The organism is Psychrobacter sp. P11G5 (assembly GCF_001593305.1).
Classification (GTDB): Bacteria; Pseudomonadota; Gammaproteobacteria; order Pseudomonadales; family Moraxellaceae; genus Psychrobacter.
Genome location: NZ_CP012533.1, coordinates 1,729,225 through 1,750,769, shown reverse-complemented (window position 1 = coordinate 1,750,769; position 21,545 = coordinate 1,729,225). Strand labels below are relative to the sequence as shown.

The following is a 21,545-nucleotide window of genomic DNA, read 5'->3' as shown; positions in this document are numbered from 1 at the left end:
AAGGTAACTTTATAAATACCTGTATAGCATTAAAATTTCCGAAGCCACTTACACGGGGTAGTCAGGTAGCTCACCCTCACAAGTTAAAACCAGCAAAATATCACTAATTTTTTCATCTTCAAATAGTTGTTTAATAACGGGGATATTAGGCAGCTCCAACTGCCACTTCCCTTTTGGTACGCTCCCGCCTATTGAAGCCCAGTTTGTTCCGTTCGTATTTGAGCGGATTACCCCATCAATCGGTAATGCTTCGCCTCCTGATGTATTGCTATCTTGATGTTGAGCAAAGAACAGCTTAGCTGCGAAGACACTAGGCAAGTCACCGTCAGCGATAAAATACATTAATACATTGCTAATGATTAGCTCATTAATGTTGGAGGGAAAGTCAGCCAATGTCGTCTCAAAACTCACGCTCATAGGAGTGTCAGTTTGCTCTGGGTTATGTAGGTCATACCATGCATCAGAGAATTCTTGGCGGAAGCTGAAAGCTCTATCGAAGCTAGTATACGTGTCCAGCTCTTTCTGTACTTGTTGCTGATAAGTTCTATCATGCAAAGCCGTATATTCAATAGTTAATAACACATCAGCAATGGTATTGAAATCCATTGGATTGGAAGCTTTTGGTAAACGAAATTCCCATCTAGTATCCACCCCATTGCCTTCAAAGGGCAACAACATTTCAGGATTAGGACTCAATTCAAATACACCTGATGCGCCAATAGGATTGGAGAAGGCAATTGACTCCGGATCTCGGCGAATAACAACAGTTTGGAATACATCACCGGCTATTACTACGCGAGATATACCGCTAGAAGTCAAGGTAGCACTGATACCTCGCACAGGAGGAACTAGCGCGATTACCGAGATTCTGACTTGTTTGATCAGACGTAGATACTGCCCGGGAAAACGTCGGTCAAACACTTTACCTGATGTATCAAAATTTAAGATACCCGTTTGTTTAAACTGCTGGAAGGCAAAAGGGTCAAGTTGTGATAATGAAAAGCTAACACTGAGTTGTTGTTTGCGCTGATCTGTAGTAAAAGCATATTGATCAAGCTTGGTAATATCTCTTAATAATCTGGCCGAACCTGTCAGCCCTCGTCTATCAACCGTAATAGAATCACTACTTGCCGAATTATTACCATCGAAATTAGGCAATTCATAATAGTCATCTTTAATGACACCGAATAAAGGCTCTTGTCTCTCAAACGCCAGCTGTATTTCAGCCAGTTTTGACATAGCAGCCGCCTGTTGCAGGTAATAACGGAAGATACCCTCCAATACACCACTCATCCAGTTATAGAGCTCTACATTAGTAAATTTCTCTTGTAAGAAAATGACGGTATCGCTGGCTTGTTCTGACTGAATTTCGGCTATAGATTGTTCTTGTTCGGTAATCTGAACACGGTCATTGGCTAGTTTAATCTGTTGATTACCTATCTCTAAATCTTGTTCTGCCAATTGATACTGTAGTTCGTATTCGCGGTTACGTAGTGCAATGCTGACTTCCTGCGAGAGTATGCTTATACGTTTTTGGTTCTTATTTAGCTCTTGTTGTATCGTTAACTTTGCTACACCAGCAGCATAATTAACTAATAAAGAAGCCGTGGCTGCCAACTTAGCTAATGCTCCATCAGCTGTTGCTGCTACAACTATAGAGTTAGCATAGTCAGATAAAAATCCAGCTGCAGCCAAATTGTTTTGAACTAGGCTTATATCTCTGTATGCTTGTATCAATGATTTTTCTTGTTCAAGCATATCTTCGCTCGACCATTCAGCATAGGTCTCAGCTAAAATAGAAGTTCGCTCTAGCTGCAACTCAGCTAAGCCAAGACCATTCTCCGACTCACGCACACGTAATTTTTGTAATTTTACGCCTTCTTTTGATAACTCGACGTCCTGCCGCGCCTTAAATAAGGTGTATTTTTCTTGGTCTAACGATTGCAGAGTACTAAAGAATGAAGCTTCCGTTTGCTGTGCCAAGTGAGTCAATTGCTTCGCCCGATCAACCAATACTGGATAACGGTATTGTGTGGGTCTAATTCTCGTCACGCCTGCCAGATTTATCTGCCCTCCAGCTCCCACACTTGGCAATGCACTTTCTACGTCTATTGGCGCTGAGTATGGTTCAAGCTCCCGATGCATTCCCGCAATATTCATACAATTACGGATTTTAAATAAATTAAGCTTGGCTCTTAGCAAGAGAAATTTAACTGTTGGGTTATTGGGGATGCAGAACTCATAGGATAAGCGCGGGGAATACCCTATTACTATTTCGCTAAAATCAGCTATCTCAACCGTTTCATCTCCACCACTATTGTTATCCGTTATATTTGGGTTTGAACTGGTTAATTTTGACAATAAGCGACCAGTTTTAGAGAAGTTAGTAGATATATTTAAATCGGCAAACAGTGTTCGGCTAAAATTTTGCTTGGTTAGCAAAGATTTAGTTATAATCTCTGTGGCAGTTAAGGATGCTTTTCGCTCGCCCAACGCCATTTGTATGACATCTAAAGCATTAGATAATCTTTTCTCTTCAGAGAAGTTGTTGTTCAGCTTATTACGCACTTCTACCAGTGTGTTTTTTAATACCTCTGTTGAATCAAGCTGGCCCAGCCTTGATTTAAGATAATCGTAATAAGGCTGTAAAGTTATATCTTCGACCGTATATTTGAGCGACTCAATTAGTGCTAAGCACTTATTTTCAGGTTGAACAGGCAGTTCTGACTCGATTAATTCTAATGCAGTATTATAGAGGTTTCTAGCTCGCGCTACGCTTTCGCTTGTATCATAGGTAAACTCAGCGTCTGCATAATCAAGCAAGCAACGGATAATTGATTGTACTGTAAAGTGGGTATATGTATTTTTTCTGTTTTGGGCAAATGCATGAGGATTTAATTGCACTGGCCATTCATTTTTCCTATCATAATTATAATCAAGCTGGTCTTCCTGCTGAAGAACCCATGAGATTCTACGATTAATAGTAGACGTATAGTCAAATACCAGCCTGTACCACTCTAATGCTTCTTTATAGTGACCAGAGCGAGAGAGTTGTTCAGCGATCCAAACAGGTAAATAATAATACGCTTCATCCAAATACCTTCTATTTGCATAGTCGTTCGAGACGCTATTTTCGTGTATCCAATTTCGTCTATATTCCTGGCTCTCAATATTTGTTTTGGTACTGATTTGAATGGGGTTTGATTGTAGGCTAGGAGCTATATTAAGTTTGAAAACTACATTTAGTAGCCCAGTATTAGTCCTACTACTTATAATGGAATATACTGGCCTAAAGTAATTTGTATCTACTTCAATATTGTACACGATGTCATAACTATAATTGAGTAGTGGTTTACCATTATGTGTAGCTAGTGAGATTTTTTTATTGTTTTGAGAGCTTGTCAAAAGTTTTTTCTCTGGAAGAAACACATTGAAACTTGAAGCAAAATTATTTAACTTTTCATCTGAATCTGGTAGGTCTTTAACATCATAAGATAGACTATACGTACTAAACACATGAAGCCTAATTACATTTTTTTTGCTAGAATCAACGCGTAACGCACTAATGGGATACAAACCGGGCCCATTTCTTCCTGATAACCATTTAGTATAATCATCTTCTGAAAGAATATTGTCTTTCTTTTTCTCAAGTGAAACTATTTCATTTTTTAATTCATTAATAGATTTTTCAGAATGTCCTGTAACATCATTAAGGTATGAGCTCTTAGATTTAATTGAAGACTTTATTGTTAGGTAATTATCTAAACCACTACTTTGATTAGAAAACAAGTTCAAACCTATAGTTAAACTTGACCCTTTTACGCCATATATATATCCTTGAAAACTAGAGTTAGAACCTATACTTGATTGATAAATATTTTCAATATTTACCGAAACCAATAAACCATTTTTATATTGGACAGCAGAAGTAATCTTTGACTTTTCTCCAACAATGTAATTTGTCCGATAAACAGGATGATCGAGATAAGTAATAATTGTCCATTTATTATTTACCCAAGTATTTTCTTTAGTTAAGGTATTTGAATATAATATAGATGAATATTGGTTATCGATATTTTCCTTATAGTAAATATAGCCAGCGCTTCCAGAAAACTTATAAGAAAAAAACTTTTTTGAGTCAGTTAAAGCCAAGCAGCATATAGTAGGCGGTTGGGGCTCATTATGCGTAAGGTCCTGTTGCACCATGGTAAACGAAGCGCCTCTGGGGCTACTAGGAATTTCCAACTCAACCAACTCACTCCATGTGTTTGTTTCGAGGTCATACAGTAGAGAACCTAGTTTATCTTTTTCTTTAACAATAATTCTTAAAACCACATACATTTTATTCTTAAAGGTAGTTGAACCTACTATATCAGTCACATTGGCATCACCAATAGGTAAGGGCTGCCAAGAAGACTGAAATGTTTGTTTTTTTACATCCAATAAAAGTGCAGCAGCTAAAGCAGCACCCGCTTGCGCCTTCAAGTCGAATGCCGACCAGTAACATCGTTTGGTCTCATTATTAATTCCAAAAAGATAAAGTAGGTCTTTATCTTTTTGTTTCGAAATATTTTCTGTAAAACATTCTTGTTTGCTTTTAATCGAAGTACTTCCCCAACAGGTTGCCTTAACTTCTAAAGCACTAATGTCTTTAAGATACTCATAATAAGCTTCACTTATTTTACAAGCATCTTTAGGAGAAAGCTGATTCGAGGTATTACTCGTTAACCGTCTAAATTCAGATGTTTGCTCTTTTCGTAAAGAAGGATACAAAATCTGCTCAGGATACAGAAATACGCCCATCGCCGCTTTCCAAGTGGCATAAGAACCCATCCATCTCCATTCTTGTTCAAACTGCTTTGAGCTTAGTTTCAGCTCAACATCGGCAATATCAATCTTGCCTGACCTAATTGAGAATACTAAGGTTTGTAAGACTTCCAGCGCCATGCCGACGCGTGTGGTCATCTGGCAGCCACTTTGTTGCAGATCTATAAGAAAGCGCTTGGTGAGCTTTTCTGCTTTAATATTAAATGCATCATTGGTGTCATCAACAATCTCAATTAAGGCATCTCTTAATTCAGGAAGCGTTTGCTCTTCTACCTCAGAAACCATAGACTTAAGACTAGATGCAAGCACCTCTTGTTGATCAATTCTTGCTTTTAGCGTTCTATACCACTCGCGTTGTCTACGTGTATCAATACGCCATTTTTGTGCCTCTTGTTGCGTTGTGAATGTAGGACGCTGTGTAGGATATTTAAAAAACTCAGGGCTAAGTGAAAGCCTGCTCTTCTCTTCTTTTCTCCATGTGGCAAACTGTTTTATTTTCCAGATTTGCAAAAGAATGGCATACATATTTTCACGTGTACCAGCTAATACTTTAAATCCTTTTTCTATACGTTTAGCAATATCCAGCAAAAACAAATAGGCCTCTCTTGCCAGCGATATTTGCTGTAGCCGGCTCGTAATGGCTATCCCCACTTCTTCCAGCTGGCTAAGTACTATCAGGTCTTGATGAGAAACACCTAGATATTTTTCTTCACTAAATAAATCTTCTATAGCATCTGGCTTAATCACATCATCGGTAACATTGCCGCCTTGCTCTATGCTGTCACGGATAGTATTTAGCTCTACATCAATTAGCTTTATACGTGAGCGCCAAGTATCATAAGAAAAGTTCCCAATGACAGGCTCGAGTAACACATCACCAGAGATCACATCAGGGTCAATTAATGGCGGCGTACTTGCCTGCTTTAATGTTTGTTGCCATTGTTGTCTTTGTGACTGACTTGCCCGCCATTTTGGTAGACGCGCTTTAAGCGACTGCCAATATGGCAAACTGGCTTCTTCTAGCAGCCAACTTTCATATAAGAAATTGAATTTATATGCAGAAACTAGAGCGACAGATAGATTATTTTGCACCGTATCAGATAATGTTTGATGGTCATCGTTTAAAATCAAACTAGCAGCTATCAGTGTGATGAAGCTTTCTTGATGCAAATTTAATGCTAGTATTTGCGCTTTTGCCTCTGACTGCTCAGCCTGATCTAAACTGTTGAGCTTGGTATTGATATCTTCAATATCAGGTACTGTACCAAAGGCATCTATCATAATCACGTCTAACCCACCTGCCGTTTTTGATTTCAAAATATCAGCATATTCTTTTTGCTTGTTATCCAACTGTATTCGGCGCTCATTCCATAATGTGCGTGCCGTGAGCGCAAACTTACCGTCTGGCAGCTGTTTTGGTTCAATGTTTTCAGGATCAAGCAGTGGTTTTTCACTTTCCAAAAATAGCGACCATGCTCCTTCTTGCGGTTCCGTCAAAGACGGCCAAAATGTCGTCATATTCAAGCCAATATTAGCCTCTTCTAATACCCAGCTGTTATAAGCAACTCTTTTTACACTATTGACAATTATATTGGTAGCACTGGTTGAATAGGTTTGCCATTCCTCCTCATTGTATTCTTTACCTGCTTTTACATCGGTTGCGAATCTTGCCAGCTCATTTAACGCCTCAACGCTTAACTGTCTTTCGCTGAGCCATTGAGTAAATGTTGCATCCTCGATAATCTTTGCATCGTTTGCCAATAGGGCTTGTTGAGCAATCAGATTATCGAGCGTCGTGGGCACAGTAATTTCTGCAATAGCAGCCGCTAGACCATTGGGTTTATTGGAATCGGAAATAACCTTGCTATGAATACGGGCAATCTGTTCATCAACCCATTCACGCCTCGTTTTCCAAAGCTCAAAAGCAGTATTCAGCTCGTCAGGATGACGAAAATCATCAGGCCCGATCACATCAGGATCAATAATCGGTGTGTTTTGTGACAACGGACTTTCAGGAAAATCTATTTCTTTCCATTGTTTTTTTAGATGCTCTAATCGCCAGTCATAAAGCTCAGGGCGTTTTTGCTCTGCTTTTAAAAACCTTAATGGATCAAGTAAGCGTACCCGTGGAATATCTATATCAATGTACGTTTCCATATAAGCTGGCAAACCAAAAATCCGCTCTAAATTATACTCTGATAACGCATTAGCTAAAATTTGGTGAGCACCCGATTGCAGCTGTAATTCTTTTACATACTTAGGGTCAATACCTAGACGATTGGCAATGGCTTCGATATCGGCATCTGATGATGCTCTATCAAGGTCAAACTGGGAAGTACCTATATTTCTAAGCAATGACTGGTAGGCTGCCTGACGATATTTAGCGACGCGCTCGTCAGTAATCACAAAATTTAATTGAGAGGTATCTATAGCAGCAAGGAGTACTTCACAGGCAATTCTAACTTGTCTTAATTGGGTTTTTGTTGCTGCACAATTAATTGGCAGTTTGGATAAAGGTTGATGAAAGTTATCCACCAAAAAGTCAAGCGTAATGGCAGTGCCGCTTGCTTGAGTGACGTTCGAAGTTACATAGCCTATCAAATCTGTTAGATATGCACCTGGACTTAGTGCCGATACACAGTCTTCACATTGGCAGCTTAATGCTGAGTCTTGTTGAAGCTCTTCTGAGTTATTCGTACCACCTGTTTTAATATCAAGATAGGCATTTGCCAATTGAAAATCTAGATAGCGCGCTTGTGCATGCTGTATCGCTGGTGAAACAATACCATCATTACCTATGACTGATACAAACTGTTCTACAGGCATATCAGCAATCGCAGAAAAACTAGTAAAACCTTTGTCTATTAACAACTGATTTTGTTTAATCTGTTCTGTAGGCTTTAAGTCAGTAGATAGTAAAGACAAATCAACCTGTGCTTGTAATTGTTTGATTTCATTGCTTGCACGCAGTGTTTCTGGCAATCCTTTTACAGTTTCAAGATTCCCAAGCTTACGCAGCTCAGCGATATTGGTCAGGCTATTCTTTTTCAAAAAAGTAGTTAAGTCATTGGAAAACGTTATGGGTAATGCCGTTAGCTGTAACGCTTCGCCGGGCTCTATTGGAACAGGGACAGTTATCTTTATTGTAATAGCTTCTTTTTGCTCTACTGGCAAGCTTACCTCTTGTTTATCAAGCTCATCACCATTGGGAGTTTTAATATTCAAAACTAATGACAGCGTTGAAAGTGTTGACTCTGGAGGCAATGCATAAGTGAGGATGAATTCACCCTGCCCATTAGTGATGCTTCCTTGCAAATTCAGCGAGCTGTCTTCATCAGAAGATTTAGCATTTATTAAAAAACCTACCAGTGGTTCAGCGCTTGCCGCATCTATTAACACTCCTTTTATTTCATGTGGTATCCAATGGTCTTTTTCTTGTTGTGTTTTTTCGTCACGTAAACGTTGCAGTTGACTCAATATTGAATCAATTTGCTCTGTTAACCATGCTGGGATAATAGTTTTTGCTATTGCTTGTTCTAATGCATCTTTTAGATATTTATCAGATTGTTCCAGTAAGGTATCTAAATTTAAAGTTGGCTGTTCAGTAGAATGATCACGCACCAGCCCAAACCCCATACGCGCCCAACCATAGAAGGCTGCTACTGGTATATTTGTTTCGTGGGAATTTTTTTCGCTTTGGGCTATAAAGTGAATGCTGTTAGCACTAGCAGGGAATTCATCGGAGAATTCATTTATTTCGGTTTCATGTAACAGGAAATTGATATCTTGAAGAGACAGTTCTGCTAGTACTGCACCATCCAACGCAGGATTTAGGAATACTTCGAGACGATCATATTCTGAGGCTTCAACGGCTGCCGATTCTTCTATCTGTAGGTCAATATCCATCTTTTTAGGACTATTAAAGAATATATCTGGTTCATCTTTAGTTTTTGTTTTTAGAGCTAGCTCTACACCGACTTCGTTGAACACTCGCAATAATAGATCGGCATTATTTTTTTCACTGCGAGAAAACTGCTCTTGTTTATATGAGATAGCATATTCACCCGTCTCTAATGTCGATGCCTCGCCTAGGTGTTGCTCACTGCGTAAGTCCTTATCATAAGCTCGAACCAGCAAGCTGCTAGCCGGCTCTCCATTGGCAAGACTAACTTTACCTTTTACTAAGTAGCTATCGTCTTCAACAGGTTCGGGTTTTTCAGGATCTTCATCACTATCAGTGCCTGACATAGCTTCAATAACCACGGTAGCGCCGACACTAGACAACCTTTGGTGGACTTTCACCGCAGAGGGTTTATCTAAATTATCTTTGACGACGCCATTGTTCTCAACCAGTACTTTGGCTTCTTTTAAGCCCAGTCCAGTAATATCTCTGACTTGTTTTATGACTTGTAGTTTTTGCTCACCAAAAGAAATCAAACGAACCCTGAATAAGTCTAGAATTGTATTGCTAAGCTCTATAGAAACCGTTGCTCCTGCTTCTCGTAACTTAGTAGCAAACACATCGGCTGCCTGTTCATTTAAGCCACCTAATACAAAACCACCAATATCTAGTAGTGTATTGATTTTATTAGCAGCGTCTGGTCCTAGAATTACCTTTAAAACATCAGTGACAAATTTTTGCGCTGATAATGGTACGCGTTTAATAGATACATCATATAAATTAGCCATAGTCCCAATCCTTTGGTTATGTTTAATGACCTTGATTAATTTCTATTACGTTTAATTCTTGTATAAACTATTAATAATATTTATAATTAACAACACCCCCTCTTACAAGAGCTATTATTACCACTTTTATTTAATTGATAAACCTCTTTATTATTTTTTATCATTATCCTTTCATTATAATTGTCTGTTTTACACAGTTTTGATATCGATTGAATCTAACCTATTTCATTATTTTTTATGGCATATCTATTTTACTCCAATCGAAAACCTTATATTTTATTGGTGCTTCCTTAATCATAGAAGACTGATCTTTTTTGTTTGGATCACTTTTATTTGAATAGATACCACTTGAACCTGCTATATAAAATGGCTTAGCTTTATCAGCATTCTCTATAATTAACATTTCCTTATCTGACCATCTGATGCCAAAATAATTAACTCCCTTATCTTCATGCCAATCATATCTGTCAGAAATATTATAAGTAGCCTCTTCAAACAACAAATATCCTTTAGTGTCAGAACTATATTTAAAAGTAAATGTTGCTGTCACCCAAGTTTGATGATTACCCATCGCATAAAACCAGTCACTATTTTCAGACTTACTTGCAAAAAATGTACTTTTTTTTGTTTCTAAATCAACCTTAAACTCACGATTATCTGGTAGTAGTTTATCGAGATCACCTTTCTTTTCAGAAAATAGCTCAATTGCTTTTTCTCTTAATTCAGACCATTGCTCGATAAAGCTTTCTCTAGCACTTGGAACATCTTTAATTAGTTGATCAACATTAATTTGTATTTCATTTCCTGTATTTCCTAAAAAATGTTTCACATTGGCCGCTGCTTGCTCCCATCCGATAGCCGTTGCCCCATAAATTCCTATGTAGCTAATTACAATATTAGAGTATACAATCCAATCAGCAGGTTTTTCTTGGTTATTACCCTCAGGCTCAGTACTCTGATAGCCAGAGGTATCAATTTTATCAATAGGTTGACATTCGGCATATAGATAAAGGTTAACTCCACCGACAATCCCAATAGGATCACAGGAAATCCATTTAACTGTAGAAGTAGAATAATACCGTGCAGCATGATAATTTAAACCACTCTCCTCATCCCGCTCTTTACCAGTAAACCGATAGCGCTTGCGAGCAAAACTACCAAAGCTGGTTTCACCGTAGGGATAATGCTCTTCCCGATTTATCATTTCCCCAGCATCATCCAGTACCAGATTACTGCTTCCCAAATGATCGCTTAGATGAAATTGTACGGCTGGCCCAGCATCGTTTTGATGAGCGTCTCCTTTTCTCACTAATGCAATCCGCTGTTGATTATCCATGATATGCAAGACATTATTCGCTTTTGGGCTAGCGCCTGAATTATCCCAGCGAAAATGCTCAAACAGCTCACCGATATAAACTCGGCTTTCCCAGCCACCACCTTGTTTGCGTACCAGTTTCATCACACGCAGCCCTGAAGCATCATATAGATACTGGGCATGGATGCTGGGCTCACTATAGCCTGTTTGGGTTCTAAACACTGTCAGCTGATCACTATGATTCCATTCAAAATGACGAGCTAATCCTTCGCTTATCATATTGCCATTGACATCATAAGCATAAGAAAATTCCGTTCCGCTAAAACTGACTTGCTCAAGTCGGTTATTATTCGCTTCAACAGTAGAGTCTCTGTTGCTAACTACATTACCTCTATTAGTGACATGGGTATGCTTCAATAATTGCATATTGCCCATTTTGTCATACTGATAGCTTTGGGTATAAGCACGCGTCTTTGTAACGTCATTATGGTGGGGTAATTCAGGGCCATCTGGGGTAGATAATGACCTGTCACTTTCTCTACCCGTTGCAGAGGTTAGTCTTGATAATGGATCATATTGAAAGAGTCTATCGAGCTCGTCGATGTTTAGTGCTGGATTATGCACGCCACATTCAGGTGAGCGATCTGCTATTTTTAGAATATTGCCATTGAGGTCATATTGGTAAGCAAAGTCTTGTAGCACTTTACCTGTTGGTTTATAGGCCGAGGAATTTGATGCATGAATATTTACATCGAAGTGCTCTGTGCGCAAACGATTTAAGCGAAAAGTATTATTATCATAGCTATAGCGGGTTAGAGTGCCATTACCATAGGCAATCAAAACTCTCTGCCCTTTGGCATTGTAGGCAATGCGTTCTACATAAGTCTCATTATCTAGCGCCACACTTTCTAGGGCGCCTGAGCGATTGTAATATGGGATTAGTTTGGCGCGTTTGCCTGTCACATCTTCTGGATAGACAATCTCTGTTGCACGGTTGAGCGCATCAAAACGTGAGCTACTGGTGTATTGAAAGGGGTTTAATAGACTGGTTGCGTAGTCTTGTTCACTAGTGCCAGCTGGTGCTTGCCAATTTACCTGGAAGGGCTTTATGTCCCAGTTATTATTGGCAGCGCTATCATAAGGGCTTAGAAGATGCTGTTCAGCAATGACTTGTCGGGTGCTATCTAGCGGATTACCTTTAAAGTCAAAACCTGACGTACTCACGCTACCGGCTTCATCATAGTGTTTGGTTAATTGCCCTAAAGTGTTACTTATCTTAGCGACATCAAAATCAGCTACGTTATCATCCCCATAGTGATTACGCTGGCGCAGGGTAATATCTCCTTGCTCGGTATTACGCGCCCAGAAGTATTTCGGACGCAGCAGCAAATCGTAACTTTGTAAGACCAGTGCGCCTTTGCTATCTCTACGTTCAACTTCTTGCCCTACGGCGTCGGTGATTATTTGACGTATTCCAGCATCGATACTGTCGATACGCAGCGGCGACGATTCTGGTATAAGTGAATAGCTGTATTTGAATGCAATACGACCCAATGCATCGGTCACTTCCAGTAGATTGCCCAGAATATCGTAACGCGATTTTGTAACTATCCAATCAACTGGGTCATTACTACTTTTTAATCGTTCTACTACTTTGATGGTTCTGCCTAAGGCATCTAGTTCAATATGTGCTGGCGTATCCCAGTGGTTTTGATAGTTCTGACTTTCGTTAAAATGGGTTCGCCCTGCATTATCATTGGCATCATAAGTATAAGCTTGCCAAGGGCTGGGAATGAAGTCTTCCGGACTGTCTAATCGTTTAGGAATACCGTAAATCACTCTCTGTTCTGAGCCATCTGGATTAAGGGTGCGAATCACTTGACCTCTAGGGTCATAGAACATTTTGGCGGCTTTGCCGTGTTTGTCATTTTGAGCTTGATGCTCGTTTCTATCTAAATAATCCCAACCTACATGATAAAAAGGTTCGTATTGCTCTACTACACTGCCTTTATTATTAAAGGTTTGCCAGCCACTAACAATGACATTAGGTTGTGATTTGGCTCTATTTACTGTGCCCGTTACTATCTGCTTTGTTATTTGTTCATCGGATTGATTGGCAGGTAATCCGCTATGACCGAAATTATTATCGCCAAAACGAGTTTCGGCCGCTTGTACACGTGTTTGTATCTGTCTACCAAAACCATCACTATACTCACGCATTTGTATAAAGCGTTCGGGGTATTTATCTTCTTCGTTATCGAAAAAATCAGTGATTTCTGATTCTGTCATTTCTGCTAGATTTGCTGCCGCTCTTTTGTCGTTCTCTTCATCAATTAACTGCCATGCATCTTCAGTCCGCTGCAGGGTGTGCACATACACTGGTTGTGGGTTTTGCCCCTGTTTTTGACTATCAACAAAAGCATTAAAATCATATCGATACCGTATGCTAGGTTGTTCTACTCGGTCGCCGATATTTTCCCCTGCTTTAGCGTTAACTTGTATGCTTTGTAACATTCCCAACGGTGAATAGCTTGCTTGGCTTTGATTACCATTGGCATCAATCATTAAGGCAATTTGCAAAGTACGGTAATCATACTCTGCCTGAATAGTAAGTCCTCTAGGGTTAGTTGCCTTGATAGGAAAAAAGTCATATTGATCATATTCAATATGCGATTTACTCCCGAAAGGATTGACACTAGTGGTCACCATGCCACGGGCGTTTATTTCCTGACGCTGCCCAGCTGCGTAGTAACCATGGGTATAGGGTGGCGTTAATCCATCGGCAAAGCCATATGCAAGCGGTGTAATAGCTAGGTCTGGACGTGTCGCATCATGAGAGCTATCCACAGGCAGGCTATCGACAAATTGTTGCGGATATTCACTAGACCAATTAGGCTGTCCATTTTTGGCAAAAACATCGGGTATTTGATTATCATAAATATGATTAAGAATCTCTTGCGTTAATACCAAGGATTCACTACGTGAAAGTACGCCATGTTCACCAATTTCCCCCAATGCCAAGCCGGTATATTTATTACCATCATAAAAATTAAGAGAATGACCGATTAGCTGTTTATTAATCTGTTCGTTCTCAACGGCCTGTTTAATTTGGAGAAGGGTCTGCGACGTTGGTATTAATAACTCATAACGCTTAGATTCAGCGAGTCGGTCTACGATATAAATTTGCTCGTCATCACGTTGTGCAAAAGAGCTTTGAACAAAGGTAGCAAGGTAATTTTCTGTCTGACTGAACTTATCTATCCAGCCTTTTGGACAGGCAACTTGCCAGCTTCTTTGCGGTTGACCATAGTCATTGTAATGGCTAGTGAAGCTAAATTGGGTCATCGGCTCATCACCGCGCTCCCACTGTGTGATTCGACTGGCTACAGAGAAAGGAAAATATATGCGTTGTCTATTGGACTTAACTTGGGTAGGAACCGCTATTTCTTTAAGCTCAAAGGCAGATTCTGAAACGGTGTAGGGAATGGTTTCTCTTACGCTGCCATCCAGCGCATAAGTCTCTGAGCGCAGTAAAGTCCCTCTCAGGGTACGTATAGCATCACGTCTGTCTTGTGGTTGTAACGTTTTTAGAAAGCTTTCTTGATCGTATAGTCCGTCTAGTTGCCCAGGATCCCCTGCCCAATATTCGTGTCTAAAATCAGAGCTACTCCAGTGTCCCTCTTTTTTACGCACAGGGCCTTGATGAAACCAGTTACGCGTTTCTGTGGGCGCTGAAAAGTAGGTATAATCAATATCAAGAAAGGATAGTTGGCTGTCGGTAGTATATTGGTGGTAATTGTCAAAACTTTCCGTATCCCGTTGGTCAACGCGGCCAAAACCACGGAACTCTCTCTCTTTGCCATCCCAATAGCCGTGGTGATAGCTGTATTCAGTGGTCAGTTTGCTTTGGGAGATAAAATCAATTGTTTCTACCCGGCTCACCACCTGAACAGGGAATGGTAAGGTGCTCTGCCAACGGGTATCGACCCGCTTTTCATCCTCAAGATAGAAACGAATAGAGGACTCATAGTAGACACGAGTTAAAGCACCGAGCCGGCTATCCATCGCATTGAGTAAATAAGGCTTTACGCCACCCGTGAAATCAAGAAAATAATAATGGTGACCTGTTCCGCTTTTGTTATCCGTCCACAATAAGCCACTCACACCGCTCCCGTACAAATCAACCACTCTAATTGCTGCAGGATGAGTAACAGGTGGCGTGCCATTAACTATTAATGCATCACTCCAACCTTTTCCTGCCTGATTAAGCCAAAGTGTCACTTTGCCATGATCGACATAAATCAAATCCGCATTACCACTGCCATCAATATCGCCAAGATAGAGTCGTTGTGGATCATAGCCGTAGGGGAATCTAGGACTATTATGCATATGCACACGCTTGCCCCATTGTCCATAACCTTGATATGGCCAGTATTCGATATTGCCATCATGGACCAGCACAATGTCGGTTAGTCCATCGCCAGACATATCTGCCCATTTAACGCGTTGGTCGGCGAAATTGACATTAGGAAAATATTTCAAATCTTTTCGCGGGATTTGTTGGGTTTCAGACCAGCCATTGTCTGGGTCGTTATAAAACAATTCAAAACGGCTCCCACTTCGAATTGCGTCGGTAATGCCATCGCCATTCAGGTCAATCAGTTTAACTTGTGGGTCTTGTAAGCTAAAGGAAGGGGCTGTGCGATAGGGTTGGAACGAATGACGATCCCATAATGCACCGGCTTCACTGGAGAAATAGCCATTCATTTGGTGGTTACTGACCATCAAATCAGGTCTACCATCACCATTAGCATCTAATAATTGTACGCCAGCAGTAGAAAGATTAAAGCCTATAGGCGCTTCTTTCATTATGCGTGGTATATCAAACTTACCATTACCGAGGTTACGCCAGTAGCGGATTACGCCTTTTGTCTCTAATAAGTCGGGTAATCCATTACCAAATAAATCGACCAGCTCTAAATCAGCATCAGTCAGAGACTGTGTAGGCAGGTTTTGGTTATCTAACGCTGTAAACTTGCGCTGTTCTGGCTCAAAAGTGCTGTAACTAAATTGAGGGGCAGGCAATATTTCTGTTTGATCGTTGTCATGTCCTATGACTTCGATTTGATACAAATAAGAAAGGCCGTTTTGCGGAGGTTTTATTTTTTGGGCTTGTTGTTGTTCTAAACTTAATTGATCTATGTACTTGAAATGGTAACTTCGGGTGAGTTGGCTTGTTGTGAGCTTATCTTGAGGTAGTGCATCGGGATTGCTGTAAACTTCTATCGAAGAGCAGCGTTTAGCGGTGCGAACCTCAAAGCCTGCCCGATGATCTGATGAGGGATAAATACTTTTTTGTTCTGGCAAATCTTCATAACTGAAACGAATGGTTATGAGAAATTTCGGATTTTTATTATTAGAGTCTTCCCCATAATTTAGGTAAAGAATCTCATGCAAGTAGCTTTGAGTATAATCTTCATCAGAGTCATCAAAATACTTATAGCGTATTTGATTACCAAATGTGTCTACAGTATTAGTTAATTTCCATACAAAAATATTATTGTTATTTTGTGGGTCTGCAATAGTCGCAGCATCAGATTTTCTTGATTTTTCATTTCCATAATAACTGGTTAACCCTTCTTTGCTACGCACTTGCCAATAATCATTGTTTGCATCTAAATGTCTAAATATTTTGGCAAATAGCCCTTCAGTACGAGGTCTATATTGAGTAACGCCCTTATCTTTTTGAATGGGAACAAGGTCTTCAGCACCTGAGAGAATGAAAGTATCTTCACCCAAATAACGAGGAATACCTTTGCTCGTTTTTCTGCTAACACCCGGAATAGTGAGCTGCCACCCTAAGCCAAAGGGACTGATACCATTACCAGTGCTGTAAACAAGGCTTAGTTGAGGTTGAAAGCCATTCCGGCCTGGAGGAATGTCGATGGGTACTGAGAAGTTACCCGTTCCGGTAAAAAGATCTGGTGAGAAGGTCTCCCCCAAGCCAGCTATAGCACCTCCACCTTTTGGCAACGATATGTTTGAACTTATATCAGACATTATTAACTCCCCACTAAATCAGAGATTAATCTATCTTATATGTCCAATATACCCTATGTACTGTTACTTATGTAAGAATTTAGCATAACTACTTATTCCTTATGTCCTTTAGCTATTTTAGCTATTTTAGCTATTTTAGCTGTCCAGTTACTAAAGATATGTAACGTAAAAGCACTGACGTTATCTAAGCGAATTTGTTGTGGATAGCAATGCCAATCGGCTAATTGATTAAGGTAACAAATCACTCTTAACAACAGTATATTCATACTAATACTAATATTAATACCTAACACCTCGTGGTTATAGTCATCAACCACCTTAAAGACTCAGAACCAGATGTTGTTATCTAATTTATCGCTCATTGTATTATTTTAGGAAATAGTTACATTTACAGAGTTTTTGCAAAGGTTGCAAAAGGTGAAATACAATTCATGAATTTTGCTACTTACGGTATTTTCATTAATCAAACCAATAAAGCCTTTATTTATTGACGACTTAAGGTCATATTTTGAATTCTGACAGGCCGCACTTTAAACTTGGGGATTTTAGTCACGCAACCTGACGATAATAATCAAACCACACTTGTCTTGGCGATCTATAACCCAAATCTTTTTGAATTCTAGTCCCACTGCGAGTACAGCTCTTGCCTTGCGTCGCTGCAAAGCAGTGCTTTGCTAATCGCCCCTCATTGTACTCAAGCTCAATATACTTAATGATATCGTTGATGGCTCCAGATCTTGTTTCATAGTCTTGGTGATACACCCACTCATTCTTCAATATGCCCCAGAATCTTTCTATCGGAGCGTTGTCGAAACAATTGCCTTTACCACTCATTGAGCCTGTAAACTTATACTGTTTGATGATACTCATGGCTATAGTACTGACCGCTTCTGTCAGAATGCCAAATCAGCTCTTGACTGAGTTGTCTATGCTTAATTGCCATATTGAGTGCACGACAGACTAAGTCTGCTGTCATATACTTATTGATGGCATAGCCAACCAGCTCTTTAGTGTAGTTATCGCAGGGATATTAAAAACTATCGAATGGATGGTATAGCTGGCAAGGTAGTTTTGAAATAATGAGCTTTTGCAGAATCAACTTATATACATATATTTAAAAATTATTAGATGTGACTACCTATAGTCAAAGAAGTCTAAAACGGGTACAAGGCAGCCGACTGCAGATTGTACAAATAGTACATCTAGGGAGGGTAACGCCGTAGCCGTTTAGTAGTTCTCTGACTATATAATATTACGGGTCTATAAATAGTATTTATAGATATAATAATCACTAACCAAAATATGAACACACTATATTGATAATTTATCTAAGCCTATTTATATAAGTCTTACACCACAAATTGCTAATAATAAGATTTGTCAGGTGTCTTTGTGAAAATCGGGGTTTGAGCTGTACTACATGAGGAGCGATTAGCAAAGCACTGCTTTGCAGCGACGCAAGGCAAGAGCTGTACTCGCAGTGAGACGAGAATTCAAAAGGGTTTAGGTTATCTATTGCCAAGAAAGATGTGGGTTAGCTTTCAGCATCAGGCTGCGTAACTAAAATCTACCAAGTGAATGTCTACAGGTTTGACAGCATAGGTCAACAAGAGTAGTCCACCACCCTAAAAACACAAAAAAGCCTTTCAAGCTTTATATTTCATAGCTTGAAGGGCTTTATCGATCACATATTTTTATCTAGTTAAGCATTTTAATATCCGGGTTTAGCCACTCTTACTCTATGTTCAACATCGATTTTGCCACGGCTTCGGCCACTTTAATGCCATCAATCCCTGCTGATAATATACCACCTGCATAGCCAGCACCCTCGCCTGCTGGGAATAAGCCTTTGGTGTTAATACTTTGGAATTCTTTATTGCGTTTAATGCTGATTGGTGACGATGTTCTGGTTTCTACGCCAGTTAGTAAACCGTCGTCAGATGAAAATCCTTGGATTTTTTTATTAAACGCTGGAATGGCTTCACGTATGGCATCTACGGCAAAATCAGGTAGTGCTTTGCTTAAGTCGGTTAAGGTAATGCCCGGTGTGTAAGACGGGTTAACATCACCTAATTCTGAATTTGGTTTACCTTTTAAGAAGTCGCCAATGGTTTGCGCTGGTGCATTGTAGTCTTTGCCGCCTAATTCAAACGCTAAGGTTTCTAGTTTTCTTTGTAAGTCGATACCAGCAAGAGGGTGGTTTGGGTAATCTCGCTCTGGGTCGATGCCTACAACAATAGCACTGTTGGCGTTACGTTCGTTTCTTGAATATTGGCTCATGCCGTTAGTGACAACACGGCCTTCTTCTGATGTTGCGGCAACAACGGTTCCGCCTGGACACATACAGAAGCTATAAACAGAACGACCATTTTTACAGTGATGAACCAGTTTGTAATCCGCAGCGCCAAGTATTTCGTTTCCAGCATTGTCACCAAAGCGTGCTTGGTCTATGGTTGACTGTTTATGTTCAATCCTAAAACCAATCGAGAAAGGTTTTGCTTCAACATACACGCCTTTATCATGGATCATTTCAAAAGTGTCTCGGGCGCTATGACCAACAGCAAGAACAACATGGTTAGTTTTTAAGGTTTCGCCACTATTAAGTGTCACGCCAGTTACTTTTGAGTCAGTTATATGCAAGTCGTCTACGCGAGTAGCAAAACGGACTTCACCACCGAGTTCTATGATCTCGGCACGCATTTTTTCTACCATGCTGACTAACTTATAAGTACCTATGTGCGGTTTACTAACAAATAAAATTTCCTCTGGTGCGCCGGCTTTAACAAATTCTGTCATTACTTTACGGCCATAATGATTTGGATCTTTCACTTGGCTATATAATTTACCGTCGGAAAAGGTACCTGCTCCGCCTTCACCGAATTGTACGTTTGATTCTGTGTTTAATTTACGTTGACGCCAAAAGCCAAAGGTGTCTTTGGTGCGTTGTCTTACTTCATTACCACGTTCAATAATGATAGGTTTAAAACCCATTTGAGCAAGGGTGAGTCCTGCTAATAAACCACAAGGACCAAAACCAATAACAACAGGACGCTCAGTTAAATTCTCTGGCGCTTGGCCAACATAGTTATAGCTTGTGTCTGGTGTTGCTTTAACATGGTTGTCTGACTCAAATTGAACCAGTAAATCATTGGTTAAATCCAAGTCGGTAAGTGTGATGTCTAGCGTATAAATTAATTGGATATTTCTTTTATTACGAGCATCATAACCACGTTTAAACATCACAAATGAAGCCATTTGCTCAGCAGAAATTTTAAGTTTTGTCATTATAGCAGTAGTTAGATCTTCAGGTGCATGATTTAATGGCAATTTAATTTCAGTTAAACGTATCATTGGTTACTCATAAACTAGTGTAGAAAACAGTCTCGCATTTTACTGGTACTGATACAAATAAGCGAATAAATATTTTACTTATGCAGGGTAAATTTACGGATTTGTATTGTAGTTTGAAAATGACCCCTGCCGTCAAATCCGTACAATTAAACTTGGGGATTTTAGTCACGCAACCTGACGATAATAATCAAACCACACTTGTCTTGGCGATCTATAACCCAAACCCTTTTGAATTCTAGTCCCACTGCGAGCATAGCTCTTGTCTTGCGTTGCTGCAAAGCAGTGCTTTGCTAATCGCCCCTCATTGTACTCAAGCTCGATATATTGTGTAATCTCGTTGATCGCTGTAAACCTTTTTTTATAGTCTTGGTAATACATAATCTCATTCTTCAACATGCCCCAGAAATTCTCTATTGGCAGGTTTTCAAATGAGCGAGGAAAAGTAAGTGTCTGGGAGACACTTACCCGAGTACAAGGCGGAGGACTGTGCCCGTAGTGGTTGTCTTTACCACTCATTGAGCCTGTAAACTTATACTGTTTGATGATCTTATGATACTCATTGCTACAATACTGAATGCCTCTGTCAGAGTGCACAATCAGTCCTTGGCTGGATCGTTTGTTTTTGATGGCTATGCTGAGTGCACGGCATACTAAATCTGCTGTCATGCATTTATTGATAGCGTAGCCAACTAGATCTTTGGTATATAAGTCTTTAACTCCAGCTAAGTACAGCTAGCCCTCGCTTGTCCATATATAAGTAATATCGCTGACTCACGCTTCATTAGGATGCTTAGCATCAAACTTCTGATCCAGCACGTTTGGATAGACAAGCTTATTATGGTTGGAGTTGGTAATGACTTTAAAGCACTTGTGACGACGGCATTTGATGTCGCACTCTCCTTTGATACTTCTGACCATGTATTGGCTGATGTTATGCCCTTGTTCGTTTAAATGAACGTGTAGTCGGTCTATGCCATAGCGCTCATGAGCTTCACTGTGTGCCGCTTTAACCAATAGCTCACAGTGATTACGGTGTATCTGCCGGTCACTGATATCACGACGGTTCCAGTCGTAGTAGCTTGATGACTTAATAGCTAAGACCTTACATATGCTTGCGATAGTAAAGAGCTGTCTATTATTTTTTATAAAAGCGTACGTCACGAGCTGTCACTGCGGGCATAACCCTACGTCTTGCGTCACTAAAACAGGCTACTAGACTGTTTCTTAACGTTCCTCATTTGCAAAGTACGCGGTGGCCTCATTCGAGCATAGCTCTCATCTTGCGTCGGGGCGAAGCAGTGCT

General features: G+C 40.0%; 3 protein-coding genes and 3 pseudogenes. All 6 read right to left on the bottom strand.

Annotated elements, in window-relative coordinates; translation table 11 throughout:
• Positions 1–48: 48 nt before the first annotated feature.
• Positions 49–6,984: a neuraminidase-like domain-containing protein gene (locus tag AK825_RS07165; RefSeq protein ID WP_346243090.1), complete on the bottom strand. Its 6,936-nt coding sequence runs from the start codon at positions 6,982–6,984 to the stop codon at positions 49–51.
• 2,109 nt (positions 6,985–9,093) lie between these two features.
• Positions 9,094–9,282, bottom strand: a pseudogene (locus AK825_RS15030) (ribosomal protein L7/L12); the annotation flags it as partial.
• Between the two features lie 469 nt (positions 9,283–9,751).
• A complete protein-coding gene (locus AK825_RS07160; protein WP_068035807.1) occupies positions 9,752–16,891 on the bottom strand; it encodes a SpvB/TcaC N-terminal domain-containing protein in 7,140 nt (2,379 codons plus the stop codon).
• Positions 16,892–17,440: 549 nt separating this feature from the next.
• Positions 17,441–17,912, bottom strand: a pseudogene (locus AK825_RS07155) (DDE-type integrase/transposase/recombinase); the annotation flags it as partial.
• A 713-nt stretch (positions 17,913–18,625) separates the two neighbouring features.
• Positions 18,626–20,242: an NAD(P)/FAD-dependent oxidoreductase gene (locus tag AK825_RS07150; protein WP_068035803.1), complete on the bottom strand. Its 1,617-nt coding sequence runs from the start codon at positions 20,240–20,242 to the stop codon at positions 18,626–18,628.
• Positions 20,243–20,407: 165 nt separating this feature from the next.
• Positions 20,408–21,409: pseudogene (locus AK825_RS07145) on the bottom strand (IS3 family transposase); the annotation flags it as partial.
• Positions 21,410–21,545 lie beyond the last annotated feature (136 nt).